General features: G+C 53.5%; 20 protein-coding genes and 1 pseudogene. 8 read left to right on the top strand and 13 right to left on the bottom strand.

The genetic code is table 11. The features are described from left to right. Window positions 1-176: 176 nt before the first annotated feature. The 3 genes from fhuF to AB4N84_RS17845 are packed head-to-tail and all read right to left on the bottom strand — an operon-like array spanning window position 177 to window position 3,268. Window positions 177-890: a siderophore-iron reductase FhuF gene (gene fhuF / locus AB4N84_RS17855; RefSeq protein WP_460042463.1), complete on the bottom strand. Its 714-nt coding sequence runs from the start codon at window positions 888-890 to the stop codon at window positions 177-179. After that, the gene (locus AB4N84_RS17850) at window positions 887-2,527 is read right to left on the bottom strand and encodes an ATP-binding protein (protein WP_460042462.1); all 1,641 of its coding nucleotides are present in this window, start codon (window positions 2,525-2,527) and stop codon (window positions 887-889) included. Before AB4N84_RS17850 ends, fhuF begins: the two co-directional genes overlap by 4 nt. 3 nt (window positions 2,528-2,530) lie before the next feature. After that, window positions 2,531-3,268 (bottom strand): response regulator, encoded by a 738-nt coding sequence (locus AB4N84_RS17845; protein ID WP_460042461.1) that lies wholly within the window; start codon window positions 3,266-3,268, stop codon window positions 2,531-2,533. Between the two features lie 827 nt (window positions 3,269-4,095). Between AB4N84_RS17845 and AB4N84_RS17840 the strand changes: the two genes are divergently transcribed. From AB4N84_RS17840 to AB4N84_RS17825, 4 genes and pseudogenes are all read left to right on the top strand, one after another. Then, on the top strand, window positions 4,096-7,008 hold the full coding sequence (locus AB4N84_RS17840; protein WP_074753017.1) for a ribonucleoside-diphosphate reductase subunit alpha: 2,913 nt from the start codon (window positions 4,096-4,098) through the stop codon (window positions 7,006-7,008). A gap of 344 nt (window positions 7,009-7,352) precedes the next feature. Continuing rightward, the gene (locus AB4N84_RS17835) at window positions 7,353-7,523 is read left to right on the top strand and encodes a YhfG family protein (RefSeq protein ID WP_460042459.1); all 171 of its coding nucleotides are present in this window, start codon (window positions 7,353-7,355) and stop codon (window positions 7,521-7,523) included. Beyond that, window positions 7,520-8,121: pseudogene (locus AB4N84_RS17830) on the top strand (putative adenosine monophosphate-protein transferase Fic). Before AB4N84_RS17835 ends, AB4N84_RS17830 begins: the two are co-directional and overlap by 4 nt. Window positions 8,122-8,814: 693 nt before the next feature. Then, window positions 8,815-10,062: a ribonucleotide-diphosphate reductase subunit beta gene (locus AB4N84_RS17825; RefSeq protein ID WP_074753018.1), complete on the top strand. Its 1,248-nt coding sequence runs from the start codon at window positions 8,815-8,817 to the stop codon at window positions 10,060-10,062. A gap of 158 nt (window positions 10,063-10,220) precedes the next feature. Here AB4N84_RS17825 and AB4N84_RS17820 read toward each other — a convergent pair whose 3' ends face one another. The 6 genes from AB4N84_RS17820 to AB4N84_RS17795 all read right to left on the bottom strand — a co-directional run bounded on the left by AB4N84_RS17820 (window position 10,221) and on the right by AB4N84_RS17795 (window position 18,136). Continuing rightward, window positions 10,221-11,891: a non-canonical purine NTP pyrophosphatase gene (locus tag AB4N84_RS17820; RefSeq protein WP_460042458.1), complete on the bottom strand. Its 1,671-nt coding sequence runs from the start codon at window positions 11,889-11,891 to the stop codon at window positions 10,221-10,223. Continuing rightward, complete coding sequence (locus AB4N84_RS17815) at window positions 11,884-12,810, bottom strand: beta-ribofuranosylaminobenzene 5'-phosphate synthase family protein (protein ID WP_460042457.1); 927 nt, start codon at window positions 12,808-12,810, stop codon at window positions 11,884-11,886. Before AB4N84_RS17815 ends, AB4N84_RS17820 begins: the two co-directional genes overlap by 8 nt. 31 nt (window positions 12,811-12,841) lie before the next feature. Next, window positions 12,842-13,567 carry a phospholipase D-like domain-containing protein gene (locus AB4N84_RS17810; protein ID WP_460042455.1) on the bottom strand — a complete coding sequence of 242 codons (726 nt, stop codon included), beginning with the start codon at window positions 13,565-13,567 and terminating at the stop codon, window positions 12,842-12,844. 1 nt (window position 13,568) lies between these two features. Beyond that, a complete protein-coding gene (locus tag AB4N84_RS17805; RefSeq protein WP_460042453.1) occupies window positions 13,569-14,699 on the bottom strand; it encodes a DNA adenine methylase in 1,131 nt (376 codons plus the stop codon). A 69-nt stretch (window positions 14,700-14,768) separates the two neighbouring features. Further along, the gene (locus AB4N84_RS17800) at window positions 14,769-16,043 is read right to left on the bottom strand and encodes an McrC family protein (protein WP_460042452.1); all 1,275 of its coding nucleotides are present in this window, start codon (window positions 16,041-16,043) and stop codon (window positions 14,769-14,771) included. Continuing rightward, window positions 16,040-18,136: an AAA family ATPase gene (locus tag AB4N84_RS17795; protein WP_460042450.1), complete on the bottom strand. Its 2,097-nt coding sequence runs from the start codon at window positions 18,134-18,136 to the stop codon at window positions 16,040-16,042. Before AB4N84_RS17795 ends, AB4N84_RS17800 begins: the two co-directional genes overlap by 4 nt. 384 nt (window positions 18,137-18,520) lie before the next feature. On the opposite strand from AB4N84_RS17795, the gene AB4N84_RS17790 reads away from it, so the two are divergent. Both AB4N84_RS17790 and AB4N84_RS17785 read left to right on the top strand, forming a co-directional pair. Then, window positions 18,521-19,072, top strand: a complete 552-nt coding sequence (locus tag AB4N84_RS17790) for a BRO-N domain-containing protein (RefSeq protein WP_460042449.1) — start codon at window positions 18,521-18,523, stop codon at window positions 19,070-19,072. Between the two features lie 135 nt (window positions 19,073-19,207). Then, window positions 19,208-19,597 (top strand): type VI secretion system amidase immunity protein Tai4, encoded by a 390-nt coding sequence (locus AB4N84_RS17785; protein WP_460047052.1) that lies wholly within the window; start codon window positions 19,208-19,210, stop codon window positions 19,595-19,597. A gap of 106 nt (window positions 19,598-19,703) precedes the next feature. On the opposite strand, the gene AB4N84_RS17780 is transcribed toward AB4N84_RS17785, so the two are convergent. From AB4N84_RS17780 to AB4N84_RS17770, 3 genes are read right to left on the bottom strand one after another with little or no spacing between them, the layout of a single operon-like run. Next, on the bottom strand, window positions 19,704-19,943 hold the full coding sequence (locus tag AB4N84_RS17780; protein ID WP_460042448.1) for a hypothetical protein: 240 nt from the start codon (window positions 19,941-19,943) through the stop codon (window positions 19,704-19,706). A 4-nt stretch (window positions 19,944-19,947) separates the two neighbouring features. Continuing rightward, window positions 19,948-20,184: a hypothetical protein gene (locus tag AB4N84_RS17775; protein WP_460042447.1), complete on the bottom strand. Its 237-nt coding sequence runs from the start codon at window positions 20,182-20,184 to the stop codon at window positions 19,948-19,950. After that, on the bottom strand, window positions 20,181-20,600 hold the full coding sequence (locus AB4N84_RS17770; RefSeq protein ID WP_460042446.1) for a hypothetical protein: 420 nt from the start codon (window positions 20,598-20,600) through the stop codon (window positions 20,181-20,183). Before AB4N84_RS17770 ends, AB4N84_RS17775 begins: the two co-directional genes overlap by 4 nt. 339 nt (window positions 20,601-20,939) lie before the next feature. Between AB4N84_RS17770 and AB4N84_RS17765 the strand changes: the two genes are divergently transcribed. Beyond that, window positions 20,940-21,473, top strand: a complete 534-nt coding sequence (locus AB4N84_RS17765; RefSeq protein ID WP_460042445.1) for an REP-associated tyrosine transposase — start codon at window positions 20,940-20,942, stop codon at window positions 21,471-21,473. A 341-nt stretch (window positions 21,474-21,814) separates the two neighbouring features. On the opposite strand, the gene AB4N84_RS17760 is transcribed toward AB4N84_RS17765, so the two are convergent. Further along, window positions 21,815-22,408: a MarR family transcriptional regulator gene (locus AB4N84_RS17760; RefSeq protein WP_460047051.1), complete on the bottom strand. Its 594-nt coding sequence runs from the start codon at window positions 22,406-22,408 to the stop codon at window positions 21,815-21,817. 301 nt (window positions 22,409-22,709) lie between these two features. Between AB4N84_RS17760 and AB4N84_RS17755 the strand changes: the two genes are divergently transcribed. Beyond that, window positions 22,710-22,934, top strand: a complete 225-nt coding sequence (locus tag AB4N84_RS17755; protein WP_460042444.1) for a hypothetical protein — start codon at window positions 22,710-22,712, stop codon at window positions 22,932-22,934. Window positions 22,935-23,208 lie beyond the last annotated feature (274 nt).

Below are 23,208 nucleotides of genomic sequence, written 5' to 3'. Positions count from 1 at the left end.
GCTGAATGACACTCCGCGTTCGTCAGCAAGCTGACTCCCACCGGTTTGATGCACAGCCAGCCATGGATGCATTGAACTCAGATCTGTGGGAGCGAATTCATTCGCGATTGGCCGGCAGGGTCGACATCTGCAGGTCGTCTGCCAGATGCTTCGCGAATGAATTCGCTCCCACAGACTTATTCCCGTGCTCCGACCCCGCGATGCAACGGACAATGCTCACACCGCCCCACCCACTCGACCCGATGACTCAAACAGCAACTGCGCCGCTGCCTGACCGACTGCCCGTCTTTCCCTTCTAAATAGGTAACCGCGTTGAACAGCGGATTGCGCTGCCCGTCCGGCCGTAGCCTTTCGCGCAACAACCCGTAACCGCGTGCCAGCGACACGTTGCTGACCGCCGCCAACTCACGCAAGCAGGTTTCCAGATAATCCCCGGCATTGCCCCACAGCACGCCGGGCGCAACATTGCCGTAGGTGCTCAAGCGCTCAATGACCTGCTGCAAATTGTCGAGCAGCGGGGCAAAACGCTCGAACGGATCAGCCGAGTTCGACGCGTCAAAGGGCGCGCCCTCAAAACGCACGCCATCGAGAAATCCTCGCTCATGCAGCGCGAACGACACCTGATCGACGGCCAACGGCCAACTGACGCCATGCACCAGACTCGCCACCATCACCGGCGCAATCAGCTGCATGGCGTAGTACTTCATCCATTGCGACACCAGCACCGGTTGCTGCTCGGGCATCAATTCCGGACCGTACACCTGCAATAACAGGCGATCCAGCGTCTGCTCACGCAGCAACTCAACCAAGGGCACCACCGGGCGCGCCTCATCGAGCACCAGGGTTTTCGCAACGTCGGCCAACGGCCCTTCAAATAACGCGCGATTCACGCTTCACCTTGCTGACGCGGCCAGGCCAGGCTGAAACACGCGCCGCCCAGTGCCTGGCTGCGCCCGATCAGCGCCCGCCCGGCGTGCCAGTGAATGATGCGTCGCACGATCGACAACCCTAGACCATGCCCGCCCGACGCACGTGTACGGCTGTCGTCCAGACGCATGAATGGCGTGAAGATGCGGTCCCAGGCGCCTTCCGGCACGCCGGGGCCGTCGTCTTCGACATCGATCCGGCAGCGCTCCTGACTCAACTGGTAACCCACCCGCACCTCGGATTCGGCATGACGCATCGCATTGCTGACCAGATTCTGTAGCGCCCGATGCAAATAGCGCGGTTCGGCTTCCACCCACGCCTCATTCCCTGGCGAGGCATCGTCACTGACAGCGATGCACTGTCCGCGCGTCACCTTCACATTGGCCCGCAGCGGCGACAGTTCGGCGATGACCTGATTGATCAACGCGTCCAGGTCAATGCGCTGGAAGTTCAGGTTCGGCGAACCCTGCTCAAGCCGCGCGTAGGTCAGCATCTCGTCCACCAGCTTGTCGAGGTCCTGAATGTCATTGTCCATGCCGACCATGTACTTGTGCCGCGCCTCCGGGGTGCTGGCGTCGGCGATCATCTCCAGGCCGAAACGCAGGCGCGCCACCGGCGTGCGCAATTCGTGGGACACCGCGCGCACCAGCTCACGCTGAATCGTCAGCGAACGCTGCAAATGCTCGGCCATGCCGTTGAACGCCTGCGCCAGCCGCCCCACCGAATCAGTGCCCGTGCTCGGCACGCGGGTTTCCAGGCTGCCCTGAGCGATCTGCGTCGCGGCGGCTTCCAGGCCGCGCAAGCGATGCTCCAGACGACGCACCAGCAAATACACCACCAACCCGATCAGGCACAGGCCAAGAAAGGCAATCAGCACCAGCAATTCAGGTGGATAGGGGTTGAACTGGTACAGCGGGCCAATCTCCAGCACCCACGGGGTTTCACCCACGCCGGACAGCACGCGGATCGAGTCACCGCCCTTGCCCAGCGCCATCACCGTGTCGCCTTCATCGATACGCCGACGCTGGTCATCGTCGACATCGACCTTATCCAGCGTGATCAGGTGCATGTCGAAGCCGAAACCCTTGCTCAGGCGCAGGGTTTCCAGCCTCACCGGCTGTTCATCGACGGGATAGCGCACCAGCTCATCGAGCAGCAGGAAAATCGTCGCGCGGGCCAGTTGTTCGCTGATCTGCTGCACTTCGCCGGTCAATAACACCGCGCTGCCCGGTTTGTCGGACGCGGCAGGCTCCACTTCACGAAACACCCGCGCGGCGTGAGGGCCGGTCTGTTCCACCACCACCTGGCCACGGCTCAGGCGATTGCGCGCGCCGCCGTCCAGATGCGCCTGCTCGGCGGTTTCCAGCGCCAGCGGAATGCCCAGCAAACGTTCCCACACCGCCAACGCCCGGGTGCGCTCAATGCTGTCCATCAATTTCAGGTTGTCGGCCATCAACGTGAAGGTGCCTTGCGCCAGATGCTCGCGGTACTGCTCGCCACGCACTTTGTTCGCCAGGTGCAATGTCAGCACGCCGAGCAGCGCCACCAGCACCAACACGCCGAGCATGCCGCCGTAGATCCGCAGGAAGATGGAATGCATGGGTCAGCCGTTGAGCATGAAGTTGTTCATGTCCCTGGCGGCTTCCGGCACAAAGAGATAGCCCTTGCTGCGCACGGTCTTGATCAGGCGTGGATGAATCGGGTCGTCGCCGATCCGGGGGCGGATTTTCGAGATGCGCACATCAATCGAGCGGTCCTGGCCGTCGTAGCCCACCCCTCTCAGCGCCGTGAAGATTTCTTCGCGGGACAGAATCCGGCCGGCATTGGCGACCAGCAGCCACAACAGGTCGAATTCGGCGCTGGTCAGGTCGATGCTCTTTTCATTGAGCCACGCCTCGCGCAACGCGTTATCCACCACCAGCGGACCGAACACCAGTCGACGCTGCTCCCGCGCTGGCGCCTCGGCCGCTTCGCTGCGCCTCAACAACGCATGAATACGCGCCAGCAGCACGCGCGGATGCACGGGTTTACAGACGAAATCATCGGCGCCCATGTCCAGCCCCTGAACCTGGTCGCTGTCGTCGGTGCGCGCGGTGAGCATCAGGATCGGGCCATCGTATCGATTGCGCACCTTGCGGCAAATGCTCAGACCGTCCTCGCCGGGCAGCATGAGGTCGAGAATCACCAGATCCGGCTGCTCCTCGATGATCCGCTGCGCCGCCAGCGCGCCATCACTCTCGACACCGACGCGCAGGCCGTTGCTCTCAAGGTAATCGCGGGTCAGTTCGGCGAGTCGTTGATCGTCCTCGACGATCAGCACCTGCCAGGGTTCTTGCTGCACGGTGCGTGTCTCCTGGTGATTGTTCTTATTAATAGCAGTGCCCTAAGCATCTGTAGGAGCGCGCTTGCCCGCGATTGCGTTCTACCTGACACGTGTTCGTATCTGACAGGTCTCATTCGCGGGCAAGCGCGCTCCTACAATGACCGGTGTCCGACGGGCGATTGTATTCGCTCATCCAACATGACACACGACATGCCAAACCACCCGTCCGTCGCCCTTGCCAGCCCTATATTTTGTGATAGGGTTCGCGCCCGCAAAAAACCGGGAAATTGATTTTCACCCTCGAAAAAACACGCGTCGGCAGCTCATCCCAGTCCCCATGCGGCCTACACGCGATTTCGCCGTTTCGCACACAAATTACACACAGCTTTATCCACAGGTTGAGCCTGTCAGGAACGTTGCAATTGGTGTCCGAAACGCATTATCTTGTACCCCGTCGCTCGTGGAGACCCTACATGTAGGGGTTGGATCGAAAAACCAAACACAAGTGACCGAGAGATTTCAAGCTCTTTTTCTCGCATCAAACGGGTTGAAATGCCCCGGTTTTACCGCCTGACCGCTCACACGCGAATGGCAGATACTCAGGCTTCATGATCTGCGCGTAACGGTACAAGTGTTGCAACATTAAATGTGCATTCTGCATCGAATTTTTACAGGGCGACGGGCTCAGAACCGCGCCCTTTTGGACTTCAAAGCCAGGGTCGGCCTCCTTCAGCCTTCCCATCCGTTTTGAAGTCATTGGACTGGCGTTTGTCAGTCAACTGCCTCAAGACGGAACGGTGGACGCCCCCAGCGTCCAAATAAACATAGAGAACGTGGAGACACCCATGCAAACAGACACAACTCGCGAGAATCCGCAGGCCATTGCGCCGCAGACAGGTGCGACCCAGCAGGACCTGTCCGCGACCGCACCGGGTCAGCTGCGCGTGATCAAGCGTAACGGCACCGTTGTTCCGTACACCGATGACAAGATCACCGTCGCCATCACCAAGGCTTTCCTCGCAGTTGAAGGCGGTACCGCCGCCGCGTCGTCGCGCATCCACGACACCGTTGCCCGCCTGACCGAACAAGTCACCGCGACCTTCAAGCGTCGCATGCCGTCGGGCGGCACCATCCACATCGAAGAAATTCAGGATCAGGTAGAACTGGCGCTGATGCGCGCTGGCGAGCAAAAAGTGGCTCGCGACTACGTGATCTACCGTAACGACCGCTCCAAAGAGCGTGCCGGTCGTGGCGGCGAAGCCCCTGTGCAGGCTCACCCGTCGATCCGTATCACCGCCAAAGACGGCAGCCTCGCGCCGCTGGACATGGGCCGCCTGAACACCATCATCACCGAAGCGTGTGAAGGCCTGGCCGAGGTTGATGCCAACCTGATCCAGAACGAAACCCTGAAGAACCTGTACGACGGCGTTGCGCTGACCGACGTCAACACCGCGCTGGTGATGACCGCGCGTACCCTCGTGGAACGTGAGCCGAACTACTCGTTCGTGACCGCGCGCCTGCTGATGGACACCCTGCGTGCCGAAGGCCTGGGCTTCCTGAACGTTGCCGAAAGCGCCACTCACCACGAAATGGCCGACCTGTACGCCAAGGCCCTGCCGGCCTACGTCGCCAAAGGTATCGAGTTCGAACTGCTGAACCCTGTGCTGGCCGAATTCGACCTGGAAAAACTGGGCAAGGCGATCAACCACGAGCGCGACCAGCAATTCACCTACCTGGGCCTGCAAACCCTGTACGACCGTTACTTCATCCACAAGGATGGCGTGCGTTTCGAACTGCCGCAGATCTTCTTCATGCGTGTGGCCATGGGCCTGGCAATCGAAGAGAAAGCCCGTGAAGACCGCGCCATCGAGTTCTACAACCTGTTGTCGTCCTTCGACTACATGGCCTCGACTCCGACACTGTTCAACGCCGGCACCCTGCGTCCACAGCTGTCGAGCTGCTACCTGACCACCGTTCCGGATGACCTGTCGGGCATTTACCACGCCATCCACGACAACGCCATGCTGTCCAAATTCGCAGGCGGTCTGGGCAATGACTGGACGCCGGTTCGCGCGCTGGGCTCGTACATCAAGGGCACCAACGGCAAATCGCAAGGCGTCGTGCCGTTCCTGAAAGTGGTCAACGACACCGCTGTGGCAGTGAACCAGGGCGGCAAGCGCAAAGGCGCTGTCTGTGCCTACCTGGAAACCTGGCACATGGACATCGAAGAGTTCATCGAGCTGCGCAAGAACACCGGTGATGACCGTCGTCGCACCCACGACATGAACACCGCCAACTGGATCCCTGACCTGTTCATGAAGCGTGTCTTCGACGACGGCAAATGGACCCTGTTCTCGCCGTCCGAAGTGCCTGATCTGCACGACCTGACCGGTAAAGCCTTCGAAGAGCGCTACGAGTACTACGAAGCGCTGACCGAGTACCCAGGCAAGGTCAAGCTGTTCAAGACCATCCAGGCCAAAGACCTGTGGCGCAAGATGCTGTCCATGCTGTTTGAAACCGGCCACCCGTGGCTGACCTTCAAAGACCCGTGCAACCTGCGTTCGCCGCAGCAGCACGTGGGCGTGGTCCACAGCTCGAACCTGTGCACCGAGATCACCCTGAACACCAACAAGGACGAGATCGCGGTCTGCAACCTGGGCTCGATCAACCTGCCGAACCACATCGTCAACGGCAAGCTGGACACCGACAAGCTCAAGCGCACCATCGACGTAGCCGTTCGCATGCTCGATAACGTCATCGACATCAACTACTACTCCGTGCCGCAAGCCAAGAACTCCAACTTCCGTCACCGTCCGGTCGGTCTGGGCATCATGGGCTTCCAGGACGCGCTGTACCTGCAGCACATCGCCTACGGTTCCGACGCGGCGGTGGAATTCGCCGACCGCTCGATGGAAGCCGTCAGCTACTACGCGATCCAGGCTTCCTGCGATCTGGCGGACGAGCGCGGTGCCTACGAGACGTTCCAGGGTTCGCTGTGGTCCAAAGGCATCCTGCCGCTGGATTCGCAACAGATCCTGATCGAAGCCCGTGGCCAGAAGTACATCGATGTCGACCTGGAAGAGACCCTGGACTGGGCGCCTGTGCGTGCTCGCGTTCAGAAAGGCATCCGTAACTCGAACATCATGGCCATCGCACCGACCGCGACCATCGCCAACATCACCGGCGTGTCGCAGTCGATCGAACCGACCTACCAGAACCTGTACGTGAAATCGAACCTCTCGGGCGAATTCACCGTGATCAACCCGTACCTGGTTCGCGACCTCAAGGCACGCGATCTGTGGGACTCGGTCATGATCAACGACCTCAAGTACTACGACGGTTCGGTACAGCAGATCGAGCGCATCCCGCAGGAACTCAAAGACCTGTACGCCACCGCGTTCGAAGTGGACACCAAGTGGATCGTTGACGCCGCCAGCCGTCGTCAGAAGTGGATCGACCAGGCTCAGTCCCTGAACCTGTACATCGCAGGCGCTTCGGGCAAGAAACTGGACGTGACCTACCGCATGGCCTGGTACCGTGGTCTGAAAACCACCTACTACCTCCGTGCCCTGGCCGCGACCAGCACCGAGAAGTCGACCATCAACACCGGCAAGCTCAACGCCGTTTCCAGCGGCGGCCACGGCCCGGACGACTCGGCGATCACCGCCCCGCGTCCAGCCGAAGCAGCGCCAGCCGGTCCAGCGCCAGTGCCTAAAGCCTGCGCGATCGACGAGCCGGACTGCGAAGCCTGCCAATAAGGCATACGCGCTCCTCTTGCAGGAGCGCGCTTGCCCGCGAAAGGGCCAGTCAATTCACGCAACATTGACGGCCCCAACGCAGCCCCTTTCGTAGCAGTCCGGCTCGCCGGCGACATCGCCCCCAAGCCGAACCGCTACAAACGGCCCTACACCGCAAACCTGTAGGCGTGAGCGTGCTCGCGATGACGTCAGCCCAACTGCCGGCGCATCCCGTCCAACCGCTCGATGAAAGAAACACCGAGGGCCACCCCTCACCTATTCATGTGCTTTGCGTGCAATGCCCCGCGACACCATCCCCGCATCGAATCCGCTACAATTGCCTCATCGCAAAACGAGGCCTGTTTATGCCAACCCCCTCTCTCGAAGCCAAAAAGGCCTATTGCGCCAAAACGCGCAAATCCAACTACGCTGCCAGCCTGCGCCTGGAAGGCTTCCCCAGCACACCCGCTGATGCTGAACGCCCGTTCCCCACTCGAGAAGAACTGCTGAACATCTACAGTGGCAAAAAGGCGTGACGCTCGACAAATACGGCACCGGCCAAGATCCCTATTGCTTTCCCGATACAGCGCTCCTGCGTAACCGTTTCGGAATCCATGACGAACAGATCCTGGCTGAAGCTGAACGCGCGCTTTCCGAAGTGGCAGCCGATTCCATCGACTTTGTACCGCCGCCCTACGATCTCGCCTACCTCCAGCAAATCCATCGCAGGCTCTTTTCAGACTTGTACGATTGGGCCGGCCAACTGCGCACCGTCGACATCTCCAAGAATGACACCCACTTCTGCGTCACCAGCCGCATCGAGCCCGAAGCCAACAAACTGTTCAAGATGCTTGCCGACGCCAACGGTTTCTGGGCCTGGACCGCGGCAATCTGATCAACGCCAGCGCGGAACTGTTCGGCGACCTGAACGTGGTTCATCCCTTCCGCGAAGGCAACGGCCGTGCACAACGCATTCTGTTTGAACACATCATCGTCAACGCTGGGTATGAAATCAGTTGGTGGCCGGTAGCGCCCGCCGAATGGATACAGGCCAATATCGACGCCGTGGGGTGTGATTATGAGGGGTTGGTGAGGGTGTTCGAGCGGTGTGTGGGTCAGGCAATCCGTAGCTGAATATCCCCCTAGCAGTCCTGACGGCCAACATCGCCTTATAGGGGCCACTCGTCGATTACGTCACACTTTCGCTCTTGTTTTCGAATGGGTATCCAATACTGATTTTCGAGTGTTATCCCCTGCACGCCTCTGGATACGCAACCTCAGCGCATCATCAAAGCCTTGATCCCAATCAGCATGGATGAATTCATCGAAATCCGACCTGACCCGTCGATTGCCGATAGCCAGGACACACTATATGATGTGTCTCGTTTCAACGTTAAACACTAGATACGTGATTAATCTCTAACATCAACGTGTTGTTCCTCAAGCATGGCTTGGCGAAGAACGCAAAGGAAAATGAAGGCAATTCGACCCTCAAATTCCGCCAGGGACGAACCCGCGCAGGGCAAAATCTGTATAATCCCGCGCTCACCCAGGGTACTCAAAATGACCGTTTGCACATTGCAAAGCTGGCACTCTGAAAACAGCCCCGTTGACCCGCTCCGCCGGCCTGCCACAAGTGGCCTTCGCAGCACGTTCGCCGATCGATCCGAAATGACGATTCTCGTCTTCGTTGATCAATCACAGTAAGACCCTGAGCTGCACCCAATCTATTCCCGTTGCCAGCCTACGCGACATGCACCGCTGGCAACGCCGACTTTAAAATCCAATCGACCGCCAAGGCGGTCCTCAAGCAGGAGCCTCATCACCATGCTGAGCTGGGACGAATTCGACAAAGAAGACGCCGCTGAACCCGCCAAAGGCGCCAACGCAGGCCACGCTTCTGAAGCCGCCATGGACAAACTCGACAGCGCCGGTGGTGCTGCCGCGCTGGAAGCACGCGCTGCCAACGCCAACGACTCCGCCGCCGTGGCCCGCGCCAAGGCTGCCCTGAACAAACTCGACGTCGCCGAAGGTCTGGCCGAACTCGAAGGCTCCGCTGCCCGCGTTGCCGTCGACGAAAAGCGCATGATCAACTGCCGCGCCGACCTCAACCAACTCGTGCCTTTCAAGTACGACTGGGCCTGGCAGAAGTACCTCGACGGCTGCGCAAACCACTGGATGCCGCAAGAAGTCAACATGACCGCCGACATCGCCGTATGGCGTAACCCGGAAGGCCTGACCGACGACGAACGCCGCATCGTCATGCGCAACCTCGGCTTCTTCTCCACCGCCGACTCCCTGGTTGCCAACAACCTGGCGCTGGCCGTGTATCGCCTCATCACCAACCCTGAATGCCGCCAGTACATCCTGCGCCAGGCCTTCGAGGAAGCGATCCACACCCACGCCTACCAGTACTGCATCGAATCGCTGGGCATGGACGAAGGCGAGATCTTCAACATGTACCACGAGATCCCGTCGGTCGCTAAAAAGGCAGCCTGGGGCCTCAAATACACCCGCGCCATCTCCGACCCGGAATTCAACACCGGCACCGTCGAGACCGACAAAGAACTGCTGCGCAACCTGATCGCCTACTACTGCGTTCTGGAAGGCATCTTCTTCTACTGCGGCTTCACCCAGATCCTCTCCATGGGCCGCCGCAACAAAATGACCGGCGTCGCAGAACAGTTCCAATACATCCTGCGCGACGAGTCCATGCACCTGAACTTCGGCATCGACGTGATCAACCAGATCAAAATCGAAAACCCGCACCTGTGGGACGCCGAATTGAAGGAAGAAGCCAGCCAGATGATTCTGCAAGGCACCCAGCTCGAGATCGAATACGCCCGCGACACCATGCCTCGCGGCGTACTGGGCATGAACGCAGCGATGATGGAGGACTACCTCAAGTTCATCGCTAACCGTCGTTTGAGCCAGATTGGATTGAAGGAAGAGTATCCAGGGACGACCAACCCGTTCCCTTGGATGAGCGAGATCATGGACTTGAAGAAAGAGAAGAACTTCTTTGAGACAAGAGTGATTGAGTATCAGACGGGTGGGGCTTTGAGCTGGGATTGATTTACAGTAGCGGCGGATAAATAATAGTCAGGGGACACAGTCCTCTGGCTTTAAAACAAACAGTAGTGCAATGCGAAAACCGAGTACATTACATATCAGACACCAAAATTCAAAGCAACTTTAGGAAACCTACTACTTATTTAAGAACGAAGTATACCCTACGCTCTATTGAGAGAACGCAGAATCGCTAGCGCAGCGCTTTTTCCCGTTTGTGATAGCTGATATTTTATACCTTTATCAGTTTTGACCGCTCTGAAGTGTATATTAGATTTTTGATTAAAAAACCTACTCACATTATTTTTATTTACTGCAACAGTCTGCCCCACCGACTTCTCTCTAAGATTCAGAAAATCCCTGGTAACGACTCGAGCTATCTCAGAGGTGGTTAATGGGGTCCTCATGTATTCCTCCTCAACTAAAAGCGCAACCATCAGGACTTGCTCAAGCGGCAAAAAAACCCTCTTATTCAGCACGTCGTAACTTAACTTATCTACATATTCATCAGAGGTAATTAGCCCCTTTATAGTCCCCTTCAAATATGAAATCAGCCCACCTTCATTTCTGATTACGGATGAGCTATTACGCAACCCTGACAACCCCATATCTTCCTGCAGAGAGTTCTGATATTGAAACTCATCAAAACTTTCTGCCTTGTCGTTACGCCCTCTTCTGAGGCTCCGTATATAACGCACGTGTATAGGAGAATCAATATATATTAGCTTTATATCAGACCTATTAAGCCTAGCACTTAAAACTTCTACTTCGTTTAAGCTCCGAAACCCGGTGACAATGAACCGATAGGGACTAGTGGACAGTATGTAGTCAGCAACCTGATTCGCAACAACCCCTGGATCAGAAGCCAACGTCTCTTTAGCAAACTCGTGAATACTCAAACCGCTATCTAAACCGTGACGATCCAGAAAAGCCTTACGCATAAAATCACTCGCTTCAATATGTTGATAGCCATACTTTCTAGAAACTAAAAACGCAAGTATAGTTTTTCCAGAACATGTAGGACCACAAAAAATAAAGTCTTGAGATAGAAAGAGTTCTCCTTGCGTCTGAGGTGGTGCGACAGCACGCCGTTTGCGGACGAGCCCCTTACCTTCCAAAAATAGAAGTAGTTTATCTACCGCAACTTTCCTAAAATCAAAATACAGTGACTGCTCAATTGGTAAAAGACTGAAAACCGTATCTGCTCCGGCGGGCACAAACCATTTATTGAAAGACTTATTATCTAACCATGGATAAAGTGAATTTACATCAAACTTTTCCTCGCGCTCAACAATCACCCCTTCAACAATACCCGTAAATATTTTATAGATTTCTCCACTAGAATCACGGAGAGCAGGCGGTAGGTAAAGGACTATGTCAGACCTTACCGAGACACGCCTGTTATTTTTCTTGCTCTTGAGAAGACCATCAACATCGTAAAAATTGTTTTCACGCATCCAATATTTAATATCTACGCCAGGAACCTCCTTACTTTGACTAAGCGCGTCAATCCTTACCGATGTATCTTCAATAAAGAAAATCCTATGCTGGTGATCGGAGGTCAAAGCGTGACTTTGTTCATCTTCTTCCAGACCTAACCTTAACGCTTGGGAGACATCCTCTTCCTGCTTAAGGATACTGATATTTCTAGCTAAACGCTGGTTAGCATCATTTAAGCTTTCTTCTAACAAGCGCGCCCTATCGTAAATTCTAGGCTCATGGTAGGGCTTACCATAATCAGGAGGCGGAATTAACTCGACGTCATACTCCTTCATAAGGAAGGTCACATGCGACATTTTTACATTGCTGGAAGTCAAAAATATGATCTTAAACACGACTAATTATTCTACCCAGATTATTTGGACTCGAGACAACCGACCGCCCAAGCCTATTAAGTCTGGAGAAGTCCAATTGTTCCCCGGTGTAGTATAGAGCAGGCCCAAAACTGGATAATCCTACAGAAGTCGCCCCTGATTCGTACAACAGGTCCCTAGCCTCATGTACGCGCGGGTCCTGAATTTTCCACTCAGCCGCTTTCCACTCTAAGCTCTGAACATTCCGGACTGATTCAGCGAAGAGTTGATAATCGTTATCAATAATTGCTGAGGCAGTACCCATGATAGCGTGATAAATACTAGCCTCAACACTGCTCTGCAATATGGGGGTATTCTCATCAAAGAACTGTCTTTCCCTTTCTCCAGCCACTCCGGTAATTTCTCCCACTAAAAAAATCCCGATGAACCAAGGCGGCATTTTCTTTTGGACAATCACTGTAGGTTGCCGAAAGTCAACTCCTTCTTTATCGGCTGAGGAAGTTGACTTCAACCCTTTGTTGGGCACACCGGATTCAGCGATAAAACCACCATCGAAATAGGTGTTGACTCCAACACCTGAAGTGCCACCCCGTCTCGACAGTTTAACCATCTTATTACGATCTAGCTGCATATCGTTAACCAAAAATACAGCATCCACTAACGACAGTTTTAGCGCGGTCCCACTTCCAAATCCCGAATGCGCGATTGGTTGCTGCTCTATAACCACCCTAACATGAACATTGGCATTTATCGCCTTAAATACATTATCCAAAAACAATATCAAATATTCAACTTTACTTAAATTACCAACAGAATTTACAACCTCCACACAGTTTTCATGCCAAGATTCACAGGTTAGAACTGTATCAAAACCATTGATGGCAAACCCAACACTACCGTTACTTCTGTATCCCTCAGTGTTTAGGGCCAGCAGGTTCATATGAATTCTAGCAGGCGCGCAAATTCGATATTTACTCATAATCTGAGCCCGCTAGATTCCACATATGATTGAAATTTTCTAAATATGCCGAAACGTAACTTCCAGACCGATCAAAAATTATCGCAGGCGAATTTTTTGAACTTTTCCCTTTGAAAACAGGACCTACGATGCACACATCTCCGCAGGCTAGAATATTGTGAGAGGGATAGTCCTTATAATATTTTATCTCAAAAGAATTTGGATACTTAGCGTTTAGACCGGATGCAAGCTTCACTGTCTTATTTAAAAGATCGGGTTTATTATCCAATTCTAAAAAACCCGAATGCGCGACAAGTATTTGGACAGTTACCCCTCTATCAAGCGCCTCAATTAATGCTCTAGACTTATCGTCATTAAAATCAGCAAAATCTTGTAAAAATCTATTACCAGTTACACCCTGAAGCTGGATTTTAGTTCCCTTCTTCGCAGTTTTTATAATACTCTTATACACATCCTTACCACTTCTCTCTTCTAAAAAATCTAGAACACCGTGATAACGAAATTTAGATAGCTTAATCTGTTCATGCAATTGAATTACAAACTGCAGAGTAGCAACTAAAAAAGCAGCGGCAAGACCGCCTACAAAGCTGGATAGCCTAGGGTGTATCGTCGGAGATATTGTAAAATGACTAACAGAAAGGACAATAAACGCAACAAAGAAAACAACAAGTAAAAACCAATGACTATAAACCTTCCAAAACCTCTTAAATTCGCTCATCCTATGGCACCCCTACAATCAGCAACTCAGTCTTAGCGGTTTTCGAGAGCGCATGAGACAACAGCTTGCTGTGCACTCTAACCTCCTTGAAAACACTCAAAAAATATTTCTCAATCTCCTCAAAAGCTGGATATGCATCCATAACGTACGACAAAACCACTATTGATTTACTATGCTTATTTACGAGTTCAAATAAAGACTCTTTAAATGCAGACCTCGTATGCCACTGTTTTATTTCCGGGGTTGTTTTAAAACATCGACTATCCCTCGTCCAGTCTATTCTTTCTTGCCAATTTTCAGGCGAAGCCATTCCTTCTAAAAAGTGATAGCGTTCCAGGTAGCTGATATCATTTCTCTTTAACGGAACATATGGAGGATCCAAATACACCAAATCGTAACCAGACGAAATTTCTAATGCGTTTTTACAAGGCATCACTACTGGAGTGTGGGTAGAACTAAATCTAGCTTTTTCAAGGTCACGAGCAGCACGACCCATTAACTCTTGGAAGCTCCTCTCCCAAGTAACCCAGTTTCCAAATTTAGTGTTTTGATTGTTATTCACACGGAGGTAATGATTTTTCCTGTGAAACAAATTAAACGGGCGTTTCTGCACACAACTTTGCTGGAGGCAATAATATAACTCCGCGTAGTGTTGGTGATCTTGCACTTCCCCCAGTAATCTAATAGCTCCATCGAGCCACTTATTCTCCTCGACATTATAAAATACATCATGAAAATTCTGCGCAATGAATCCGCTTTCGGGTATTACCTCATTGCAAAAGGCATCGACCTTGGACTCAAAATTCAATATTGCATTATTACCCAACAAAGCTTTAGCCTGCAAACTACTTGATAGCAAAATATCATTATAAAAAACTTTTTTATCTAAAGACTTAAACATCAAGGAGACAGTGCCTGTGCCACCAAATACGTCTAGCACGGTTTCAAATTCCAAGCCTACCACTGAACTTTTAATCCAATCAATTATTCTACGCTTACTACCATAATAGCGAGTGACAGGCAGATGATTATTGCCCATTGGCTGAGAAACAAAACTTTCTGACCTCACACCAGCATTTCTTTCTGTTCCATCTATATCAACCAGCATAGGGATCTTATCACCATGGCTCATTCACTGGTACTTATAGCAAAAAAACAGTTTTCAAGCCAGCACAGTTTTAGCTTGAGCAAGCCCGGACCTTCATCCTAAGACGGAATCGAACAAATTTTCCCCACCACTAAATTTCGCATTTTCCATATCACAATATATTACCCAAAGCTTTAACTCCGGTGAGTACTCGAAAGCAGAAATATTCTTGTCTGAAGTGTTTCGTTTTGGAAAGATAAGCGCCAACTCTCCACGACCCCGAAGGTATTTGTGGCCGTAGGCAAACAGTTGATAAAAATCGGAATGGTTTAAACTAACGTATCTGGCATCGGGCCCAGTTCCTGTAATTTTCCACTTTGTATCCAAAATCACACTTTTTTGGCCGCGAGTTATTAATAGATCGGGTCGCATTTGAAAAACCTTCTTACCCTCATGCATGCAAAGAAACTCTCTTCTGCGCTCAACATTGAGAGTCGCGTCAGACGGAAGGGAATCCCGTAGGCACGCGGCCACATACCGTTCGAACAACTTTTCCATAGGAAACAGCAAACTCATCCCCTGCCATTCGCCAACAACCGCGAGTGGGGTCTGTTGCTGAATAATCAACTCGCACCAAGGCTTAACTGGTTGGTAATGGGCCATAAGCCGGTCACTTCGCCAATGTTTGAAGTCTTGTGCGGTGTCGCGGCTGGTTGGGCTCTCCAGCAACATTGAGCGTAATTCGTGAGATAAGCGCCAGTTGCTCGGATCTCGGGTAGTTTTGCAGACAATATCTAACGCCGTTTTTAGAAGCCGATTCTCAGGTCGGTCGGGGAGGAATATGTCGTGATTTATCTGGAAGAAGTGTTGTCGTCCAGGCGGCTGACGCATCTGGCGAGCAGTGTTGAGCTGCCCACGCAGATAGCGCTGCTCTTCTTCGATCCGCTGGTAGTCGAAACGCAGGCCACGCTTGATCAGGTGATCAAGCGCATCAAGAAAGCTGCTCATCACCCACTCTGACAGCGGAGTGTCGAAGCGCTGCAAAGCAGTTGCGCCAACCTCACGGGTCGGCAGCTTCAACGATTTTTGAATCATGCGCCTGAGCAAGGCGCGGCTCTGCTGAATGCAGTCGCCTTCCTCGAAGTGCTTAGGCAAGATCTCGATGCGAGTGCCGCAGGGGGTTTCCAGCACACCGACGTAATTATCAAGCTTTAGCCAGCGGCGATCTTCGACCTGAACCAGCGCTGCACCTGCTTTGCTGAAACGGGAACTCAGCTCACATAACCAATCGAAGGCAGAAGCCGAAACTTGAGCCTTGTCCAGGTCGGGGGCTGGAACATGACTGGTCGTGAGCCGGGCATATTCTCGAACCGTCAGATTGGTCTTCACGCCTGCCTTTCACTTAGCAATTTGATGACCCTGCGTCCGAGGCTACGGGTGTTTAGCGGCGTTCCGTTGCTTGAGAGCGTCGAAATGTTGAGCGTGTCAGCCAAATCTCGAAGGACCGGTTTGGATGGTTTTACGCGTGCTCCATTGCGCAAGATCTCAATCGCACCGGTATCCGATTGACGCAACGTCAAATCTCCACTTTTAACTTCCTTCGCCTCATAGGGTGCCAACGCTGTAGCTTTTATCGTGTGATCAATGACGCCAAGATACGCATCGGTATTTTTGAAAGCAGCAGGGTTCAACTCCCAGCGTTCGCTGTTCTGACTGAGATTGACTGCATCCCCGAACAGATCATTGAGGTCCTGAGCGGGCTGTATGAGAAAACGGCTTTGAGCGTCCTTTCGATGGTCGTTCAACACCCACTGAATTCGCTGCCAGTCTTCAAAGAAATACTCCTGAAGAAGCGGCAGAATCTGCTCACGAAAAACACCCTCCAGCCGCGCCAATGTCGGCTCTGACTTAAGCGGCAGGAAGTATGCGTGGCCCAAGCAATGATCCCGATCAAGCAGGACGGCGATACGCTGATTCATTACATCGAGCAGTTCGTCGATAGCGATGCCTTCGATCTCGATTTCCTCAAGCAACTCAGGATTCGGGGGCACCTCAATGAACGTGAAGCGTCGACGGAGTGCGATATCAAGAGCGGCCAACGAGCGGTCGGCAGTGTTCATGGTGCCTATGAGGTGCACATCAGCGGGAATGCTGAAACGATCCTTTGAGTAAGGCAACGTGACCTCGAGAGCCTCTGCTGCGCCAGCGCGCTTGGAGGGCTCAATGAGGGTGATCAACTCGCCGAAAATGCGTGAGATGTTGCCGCGGTTGATTTCATCAATGATGAGGACGCGCGCTGTATCGGACAGAGTGCCTGTTTTACTTACCGGTGCGCCCTTCAGCACACGATCAACCAGCGCAGGCATAAAGTTGTTATAACCGTTGACCAAGTTGGGCTCGAGCGTAGTACCGACAGCAGCGAGCTTTGAAAACACCCGTCTCTCGGCGATGTCTTCAAGGGTCAACTCCCCTCTTCGCACATGCTCGGCAAGCTTTTTGAGCAGGCTGAGTCCGATTGGGAGCTCGTTGCCGTTAGGCTTTTTGAGCTCCAGCAGCTCACTTGAGCAGTAAGTGACGACATAGCCCCCAATACTTTCACCTTTACGAAAAAAGGTAGGGCTCGTAGCCCCCTGTGAACCGGTATTGGCATCGAGCAGGAGGCTGAGCTTGCTTTTATCAATCGCTGCCTCGGCTAGCTCATACAACGTCCGCTGGGTGAATTTGATGTTCGATAGCTGCTGATACGGCAATGAAGGACTGTAGGTGCGAAGCCATTTTACTGGTCGGCATTGCGCATAATCTGCATCGCGCTCTTCATCTGAGAGGCATCGATAGTCACCGGTAACCTCGCCAATGGCCCGAAACTTCATGTTCCCGTCGGTAATGACCAGCAAATCTCCCTTTTTCATTCGGACGACAAAATCCGTTACGGCTTTAACCGCGTAGGCACTGCTAAGCAACTGCTGCCCTGCCGACGCAAATCGGTCCACGACCTCCTCCCGACTTTTACATCCAGAAAAGTCAATTCTGTCGCCGTACCCCAAAAGCGCAATGTTGGCTTTTAAGCAGTCGTGATAGACGTAGGCGTCGCTTCCCTGAGTATTGCCTAACGACATCTTCCAGATGCGAGACTTGGTGAGGTCGGTAGAGGCAGACTCCTGATGCGTAACTTTCGCTATCGCTGGCGTGCTGCACAGAGTTTTGAAAATGCCATCAATCACTTCATAACTGAGATGACCGTCTTCGTCCGTATCCGCCCGCAAACCTTCCACAAAATCTTCATAGCTAAAGCTTTGATGGAAGGTTACAAACTTGACGAAATCGGCAGCAACTAGGGCATCGAAACGCGCCTTAAGTATTTGCCGATCACCTAGATTGGCATCCAAAAAATCAGGATCAAGAATCTGAAGAGTCGCCTCAATGGTCGCGTAGGTCTTACCGGTGCCGGGAGGACCGAAGAAAATCTGGTTAAGCGAAGCCATCGGGAAACGTCCTTGTAGGAATATTCTTCAACCTTATCCAGATGGCCACTATGGGTAAAGCGGTAACCAGCTCCGGCCGCAAAAAAAATCGGAAACGTCCTACAGCATCAAACCTTGTCGCAGCCAGCCCTAATCCCTACCCTGCCTCAGCGCCTAAGAAACGCAGCAGAAACACCTGAGTAGAGCGGACCGTCCGCTCCCGACAGATGCGGCTTTTTTACGCCCATGGCTTCTGCCTGCGCGTAGACATTGTCTCTGCTATGTCGGGAGTGGGCGAATACAAGACCCGCAAGGGAAATATGTCCGGCCCTTTTCTCTGCTCAAGGGTTTCTTAGCTCCCGACACCCATTGCAGCCATGGACGGCTAATAAGCAGAGAAAGGACATGAACAATAGCCACCGCCCCACCACCTTCCACCGCCACAACCGCCCCCTCCGCACCCTCCTCCTCGAATCCCAAGTCTGGTTCTGTGCCCGCGACATGGGTCGTCTCATGGGCTGGCCTTTAAACGACCGCACGACGCGCAAGCTGGATACCGATCAACGCCGTTTCGTCACGCTAGTCGATGCGTGTGGCGAGGAAACCGAGTTGATGATCAGCGAATCAGGCGTCTACACGATGTTGGTGCATCACTATCACGCCGAGAATCGTGCGTTGCGGCAGTGGATTACCAATGAGGTGGTGCCGTGTCTGCGGGATGAAGGGATGGCGTCGGACTCGGTCAGCCCTTGTTTGAGTTTCTTGCAGTGGCCAGGGCTGTCGGTGAGTACGTTGCATTGGCGCAGCGAGCCTTGGATTCGGTTGCGGGATATGCCGAAGGTGTTGACGGTGGATGAGACGCGGGGGCATGAGGTGGCACTTGAGTCGCGCGCGTCTTGGTGGCGGCTGGCGGCGCAGGTTTTGCGATTGGGGGGATGCCGGATGGAGCGTCGCTAATACCAGTGCTATCAACTCACCCAAATCGCACCACTGGACTGATCGAGCCAATTTCTGGAGTTTGCCGTGAATTTGCACTTGTCTCCCTCTCTCGCCGTTTCGAGCGCTTTCGTATTCTTGTCGCTTTGCTGCTCGATGGCAGGTGCAGCTGATTCTCCACAGGCTGGCGCCCGCACCAACGCGCAAAACTACAAAGACATGGTATTGGCCACCTGCATAGCGAATGCCTACAAAGGCGACAAACCTGCAGCCACTGATGCGGGGAGCAGCGTCAGTGCGCTACGGGATTGGACTGAGTACGACCTGGAGAAGGCGCCTGAGGAGATCAAGCGCTTGGTGGATAAGTATCTGGCGAAGGACTATCAGAATCCGTTGGTCGAGGCGGAGATCAAGGGCGTTCGTTTCGATCTGTTGAAGTGCCTGGATCTGTATCACAGCGATGAGCTGGACAGCCAGGTCGAGCGCTTGGTGATTGATACCATGAGGACCTACCGGCAAGACAGCCCATCGTCTGCGCAGCCCTAACCCATTCGCTGAGTGTGGCGGATCGTTGGTTGGTGTAATGGCAGTCCGTCGGGCTGTGCCGGGGCACGAGAGCAACGCAAGCCTAAGAGCCGACCATTCTTATGCCCTACCAGTAATAGTCTTTGTATTTTTCACAGTTGAAGAACAGTTCGAGACCTATAACCCAAGCGACGACGAAGCCCCAGATGAAGAAGTCGTCGATGCGTGTGTCGAGAGTGAAGGTTGCTGTGGCACCGACGATGATAAGGGCGAGGCCAGTCCATTTGCGGGGGCGTTTGTGTATAAGTTTGCGGTTGAGCACGAAGTAGGCGGCGCAGGAGAGGAATATCCCCAAGATGAAGAGCATGGGATCAGTCCTCTTCCTTCGTGAATTGATCGCGGGCATAGAACAGGCTGTAGCCAGAATTGAACAGCATTAGAAGCGCTGCGAACAGTTCGTGACTTTTATCGGAGAGTTTGAAAAAGGCAACAACGCCGGTGGTCAGCATCATCAACCCCAACCACTTCCGCCAGAATCTCGGTTTGAGTTTGTAGATGAGCGCTAGGCTGATGGTCATACCCAGACCAACGATCATGGGCACTGTCACTGAGCGCCTCCTTTGTTTTTGATGAGCATGGTCCGCGATGAATGCTGTTGGCCGATACCGCCCTCCACCCATGCTTGAACCGCGACGATGACGTCACCGGCGTGCCGCGTATCGAGCGCAAACTTAAGAGAAAATCCCGAGGCAGCTCCGGTCGCTTTCCTCTGCCAGGGCTTCAGTACCGGAAATGCCTTTCCTATGATGCCGGCTGTCGCGAGCGCTAAAGCGTCGTTCTGATCATTGAACAATTGCGCCTGGTCCCGCGTTAATGGCCTCGATACTGCGACGACCATTTCACACGGCCGCTTTTGCGCGAGCATGCGGTCGTAGGTTTCGGTGATGAAGTCTTGGACTCGCCAGTAGTCGCATCCAGCGTCGCAGAAGTGCAGCGTTCGAAGTGCCAGGCGGTCTTCGGGCATGACGGTGAATCGTGTGACGGAGAAGTACACGCCGAAGTGGCCGCGGTAGTGAGTCCTTTCCTGTTTCACTGAATGCGTTCCGGGATGTAGGCGGACGCGGAGTTTGCGCGAGGAATCGGCGTTCAGGAATGTGGGTTGGGATGAAACAGACAAGACCTACCAGAAGCACGGATGAGTCCTACGAACGCCGAAATCAAAGCTTTTGGAAACACCCTGATCGTTCTCGCTCTGGAGAGCTGGGCGTAACCTTCTCTCTGCGCTACGGATCGTTCCCACGCTCCGCGTGGTAATGCATCTTCTGACGCTCTGCGTCACTTTCCAGATCCACGGATGGATTCAATGGGCAGAAGTCGTTACACCCTGACAGAGATCGATAAACCCTACTTCCTCACTTGCACGATTGTCGAGTGGCTACCGCTGTTCACCCGCCCTGCACTCGTAGACATCGTGCTGGATGCCTGGCGCTTTCAACAGGTGAATCAGGGCTTACAGCTCTACGGGTATGTGGTGCTGGAAAACCATCTGCATTATTTGGCGCAATCGCCCAATCTCGCGAAGAGTGTTGCGAGCTTCAAATCATTTACGGCGCGAAACATCATCGATTATCTGGAAGGTTTGGGTGCCGAAAGCACGCTTCAGCGGCTGCGGTTCGCTAAAAAAGCTCATAAGGCTGACCGGGTGTATCAGGTGTGGCAGGAAGGTGTGCATGCTGAACTGGTCTACTCCGAAAGCGTGATGCGGCAGAAGCTTGATTACATTCATCACAATCCGGTGAAGCGTGGTTACGTGGATACGGGGGCGCATTGGCGGTATTCGAGTGCCAGGGATTATGAGGGGCAGACGGGATTGCTTGAGGTTCAGCGCTGGTACTAGGGGACGCGGAGCGTCTCGGGATGCATTACCACGCGGAGCGCGGGAACGATCAACATCATCGAATGATCAGTCATGCTCCGGGTGTCTGGGTTTGCTGCCGCTACGCGGCAGATCGCGAGCAAGCTTGCTCCCACGGCCTCCGACCAGAATCAAAAGCAGGTGTGTGAGGGGTCACGCGAACGCGGTCTGATCTGGCAGACGACTCTCGACTCACCCCTTCGTGCGCTCCCGATATTCCTGAACCATGTCCTTGGACACATCTTCCTTGAAGCACAACGGCGACTAGCCGCCTGCGGCTCTGCATTTGCCGGAACGCCCGAAATTGTGATTCGCCTACTCGCTCATATCCTCATCCCTGCTCTCAATAGCTTGACTGCTACGGCCGTTTCCCTCGGGCCGCCGAGTCGAATAGCATCAACCAGAGCCAGATAGTGATACAAGGTTCGATCCTGTTTCACCGCGTGAGCGACGGTTTTATATAGAGGCTCGACGGCCTGCCCTTTTTCTTTTCGGTGAGGATCCGGCCAGACAATGATCTGATTACCGGCACTTTTCAGATGTTTCGTGAGTACAGGCGATGCAAAACCCGTCGATATGCCTCTTGTCAACGCGCCCGGTTTCACAGGAAAAAAGTATTTCAGTGCGTATTCAGTGATATTCAGTAGCTCATCCCGATGCACCTTGGGTAAGGAGGTCTCGTAGTCGTTCGTCAGCAGTCCCGAGTTCCGGCAACGAATGATCGAGTTTGAAACTTCGCTTTTGCTGATCCCGAGTGAATCCGAGAGTGATCTGAGGGAATAGCTGTCAGACCATCGCTCAAGCCCAGGCGAATCCTGCTCATCGTTGATTTCCTTCTGCGTCTGGAGACTGGCCATCTTGAACAGAAGCAATACGTCCTGACCCTTCATAATCACCGACCTTCCAAGTGTCCACATTCCATGAAACGTGGACACATGACGTTTGAGTTTTTTCGCCTTGTCAAGGACGGATCTGGAGCGAACTGCCTGCGGAGCAGTTCCACGCACGAGCCTGCCGCAAAAAATCCGACCTGTATTCAGCGTTCTAGAGAAGGAGTCAAGGGCTGGTGCTGGAATCCCGAGCACTCATTAATTCCCTGTCACCCACATAACATTTTCGCTAACCAATATTTACCCGGGTTTCATTTGATCCGTGAGGCCACGGTTCTTAAAGTGGCCTCACCTAATCGAACTTGCACGAGCAAGAGGGTTTATTCAGATGTTCAAATCCATCGGTATTGCCAGCGCTCTTATTGTTTCTTTGTTCTTAACGGCACCTTTTGCAATGGCGGAAGAGTCGCCAGCGTTTGTTGCCCGTAATGATGTGATTCATGCAAACCTGGAGCAGTACGAGGAAGCCCTCACCGCCCAGGCGAGGGAACAGAGCAAGAATCAGCAAGCCTCAACCTATAACCCTCAAGCGGAGAATGCCAAGCACACCTGACCTGTACGCCGTTTCAGCCTCTGTCCGTTTCACGTTGTTGTTTCATCCAGTTCCGCGTTGCTCCCGACGTGGGGTCTCAAAGCTCCAAACTTCAGCCGCTGTCCCCAGCGGCTTTTTTTTGAGCGCGAGAAAGTTGAAACAGTATGAGAAGTAATGAGCGCTTCTCTATCAAGCCACTGTCATTCACCAATACAGTCTGCGAGGAATAGTTAACAGTGGACGACTCTTTGAGACACAGCGCGTTATTCATTGCGATGGCGGCGACGCTGTCGAC

The organism is Pseudomonas sp. S2_H01, from assembly GCF_054668305.1.
The sequence above is the reverse complement of the archived record's forward strand: the minus strand, read 5'-3'. Positions and strand labels throughout refer to the sequence as shown.

Coding starts and splice junctions, on each gene's coding strand:
- AB4N84_RS17805 (WP_460042453.1), bottom strand. CDS start 14,699: ATGAGCCATGGTGATAAGATCCCTATGCTGGTTGATATAGATGGAACA.
- AB4N84_RS17835 (WP_460042459.1), top strand. CDS start 7,353: ATGCCAACCCCCTCTCTCGAAGCCAAAAAGGCCTATTGCGCCAAAACG.
- AB4N84_RS17840 (WP_074753017.1), top strand. CDS start 4,096: ATGCAAACAGACACAACTCGCGAGAATCCGCAGGCCATTGCGCCGCAG.
- AB4N84_RS17815 (WP_460042457.1), bottom strand. CDS start 12,810: ATGAACCTGCTGGCCCTAAACACTGAGGGATACAGAAGTAACGGTAGT.
- AB4N84_RS17765 (WP_460042445.1), top strand. CDS start 20,940: ATGGGCAGAAGTCGTTACACCCTGACAGAGATCGATAAACCCTACTTC.
- AB4N84_RS17770 (WP_460042446.1), bottom strand. CDS start 20,600: ATGCCCGAAGACCGCCTGGCACTTCGAACGCTGCACTTCTGCGACGCT.
- AB4N84_RS17760 (WP_460047051.1), bottom strand. CDS start 22,408: ATGTGGACACTTGGAAGGTCGGTGATTATGAAGGGTCAGGACGTATTG.
- AB4N84_RS17850 (WP_460042462.1), bottom strand. CDS start 2,527: ATGCATTCCATCTTCCTGCGGATCTACGGCGGCATGCTCGGCGTGTTG.
- AB4N84_RS17785 (WP_460047052.1), top strand. CDS start 19,208: ATGGCAGGTGCAGCTGATTCTCCACAGGCTGGCGCCCGCACCAACGCG.
- AB4N84_RS17795 (WP_460042450.1), bottom strand. CDS start 18,136: ATGGCTTCGCTTAACCAGATTTTCTTCGGTCCTCCCGGCACCGGTAAG.
- AB4N84_RS17825 (WP_074753018.1), top strand. CDS start 8,815: ATGCTGAGCTGGGACGAATTCGACAAAGAAGACGCCGCTGAACCCGCC.
- AB4N84_RS17780 (WP_460042448.1), bottom strand. CDS start 19,943: ATGCTCTTCATCTTGGGGATATTCCTCTCCTGCGCCGCCTACTTCGTG.
- AB4N84_RS17790 (WP_460042449.1), top strand. CDS start 18,521: ATGAACAATAGCCACCGCCCCACCACCTTCCACCGCCACAACCGCCCC.
- AB4N84_RS17755 (WP_460042444.1), top strand. CDS start 22,710: ATGTTCAAATCCATCGGTATTGCCAGCGCTCTTATTGTTTCTTTGTTC.
- AB4N84_RS17810 (WP_460042455.1), bottom strand. CDS start 13,567: ATGAGCGAATTTAAGAGGTTTTGGAAGGTTTATAGTCATTGGTTTTTA.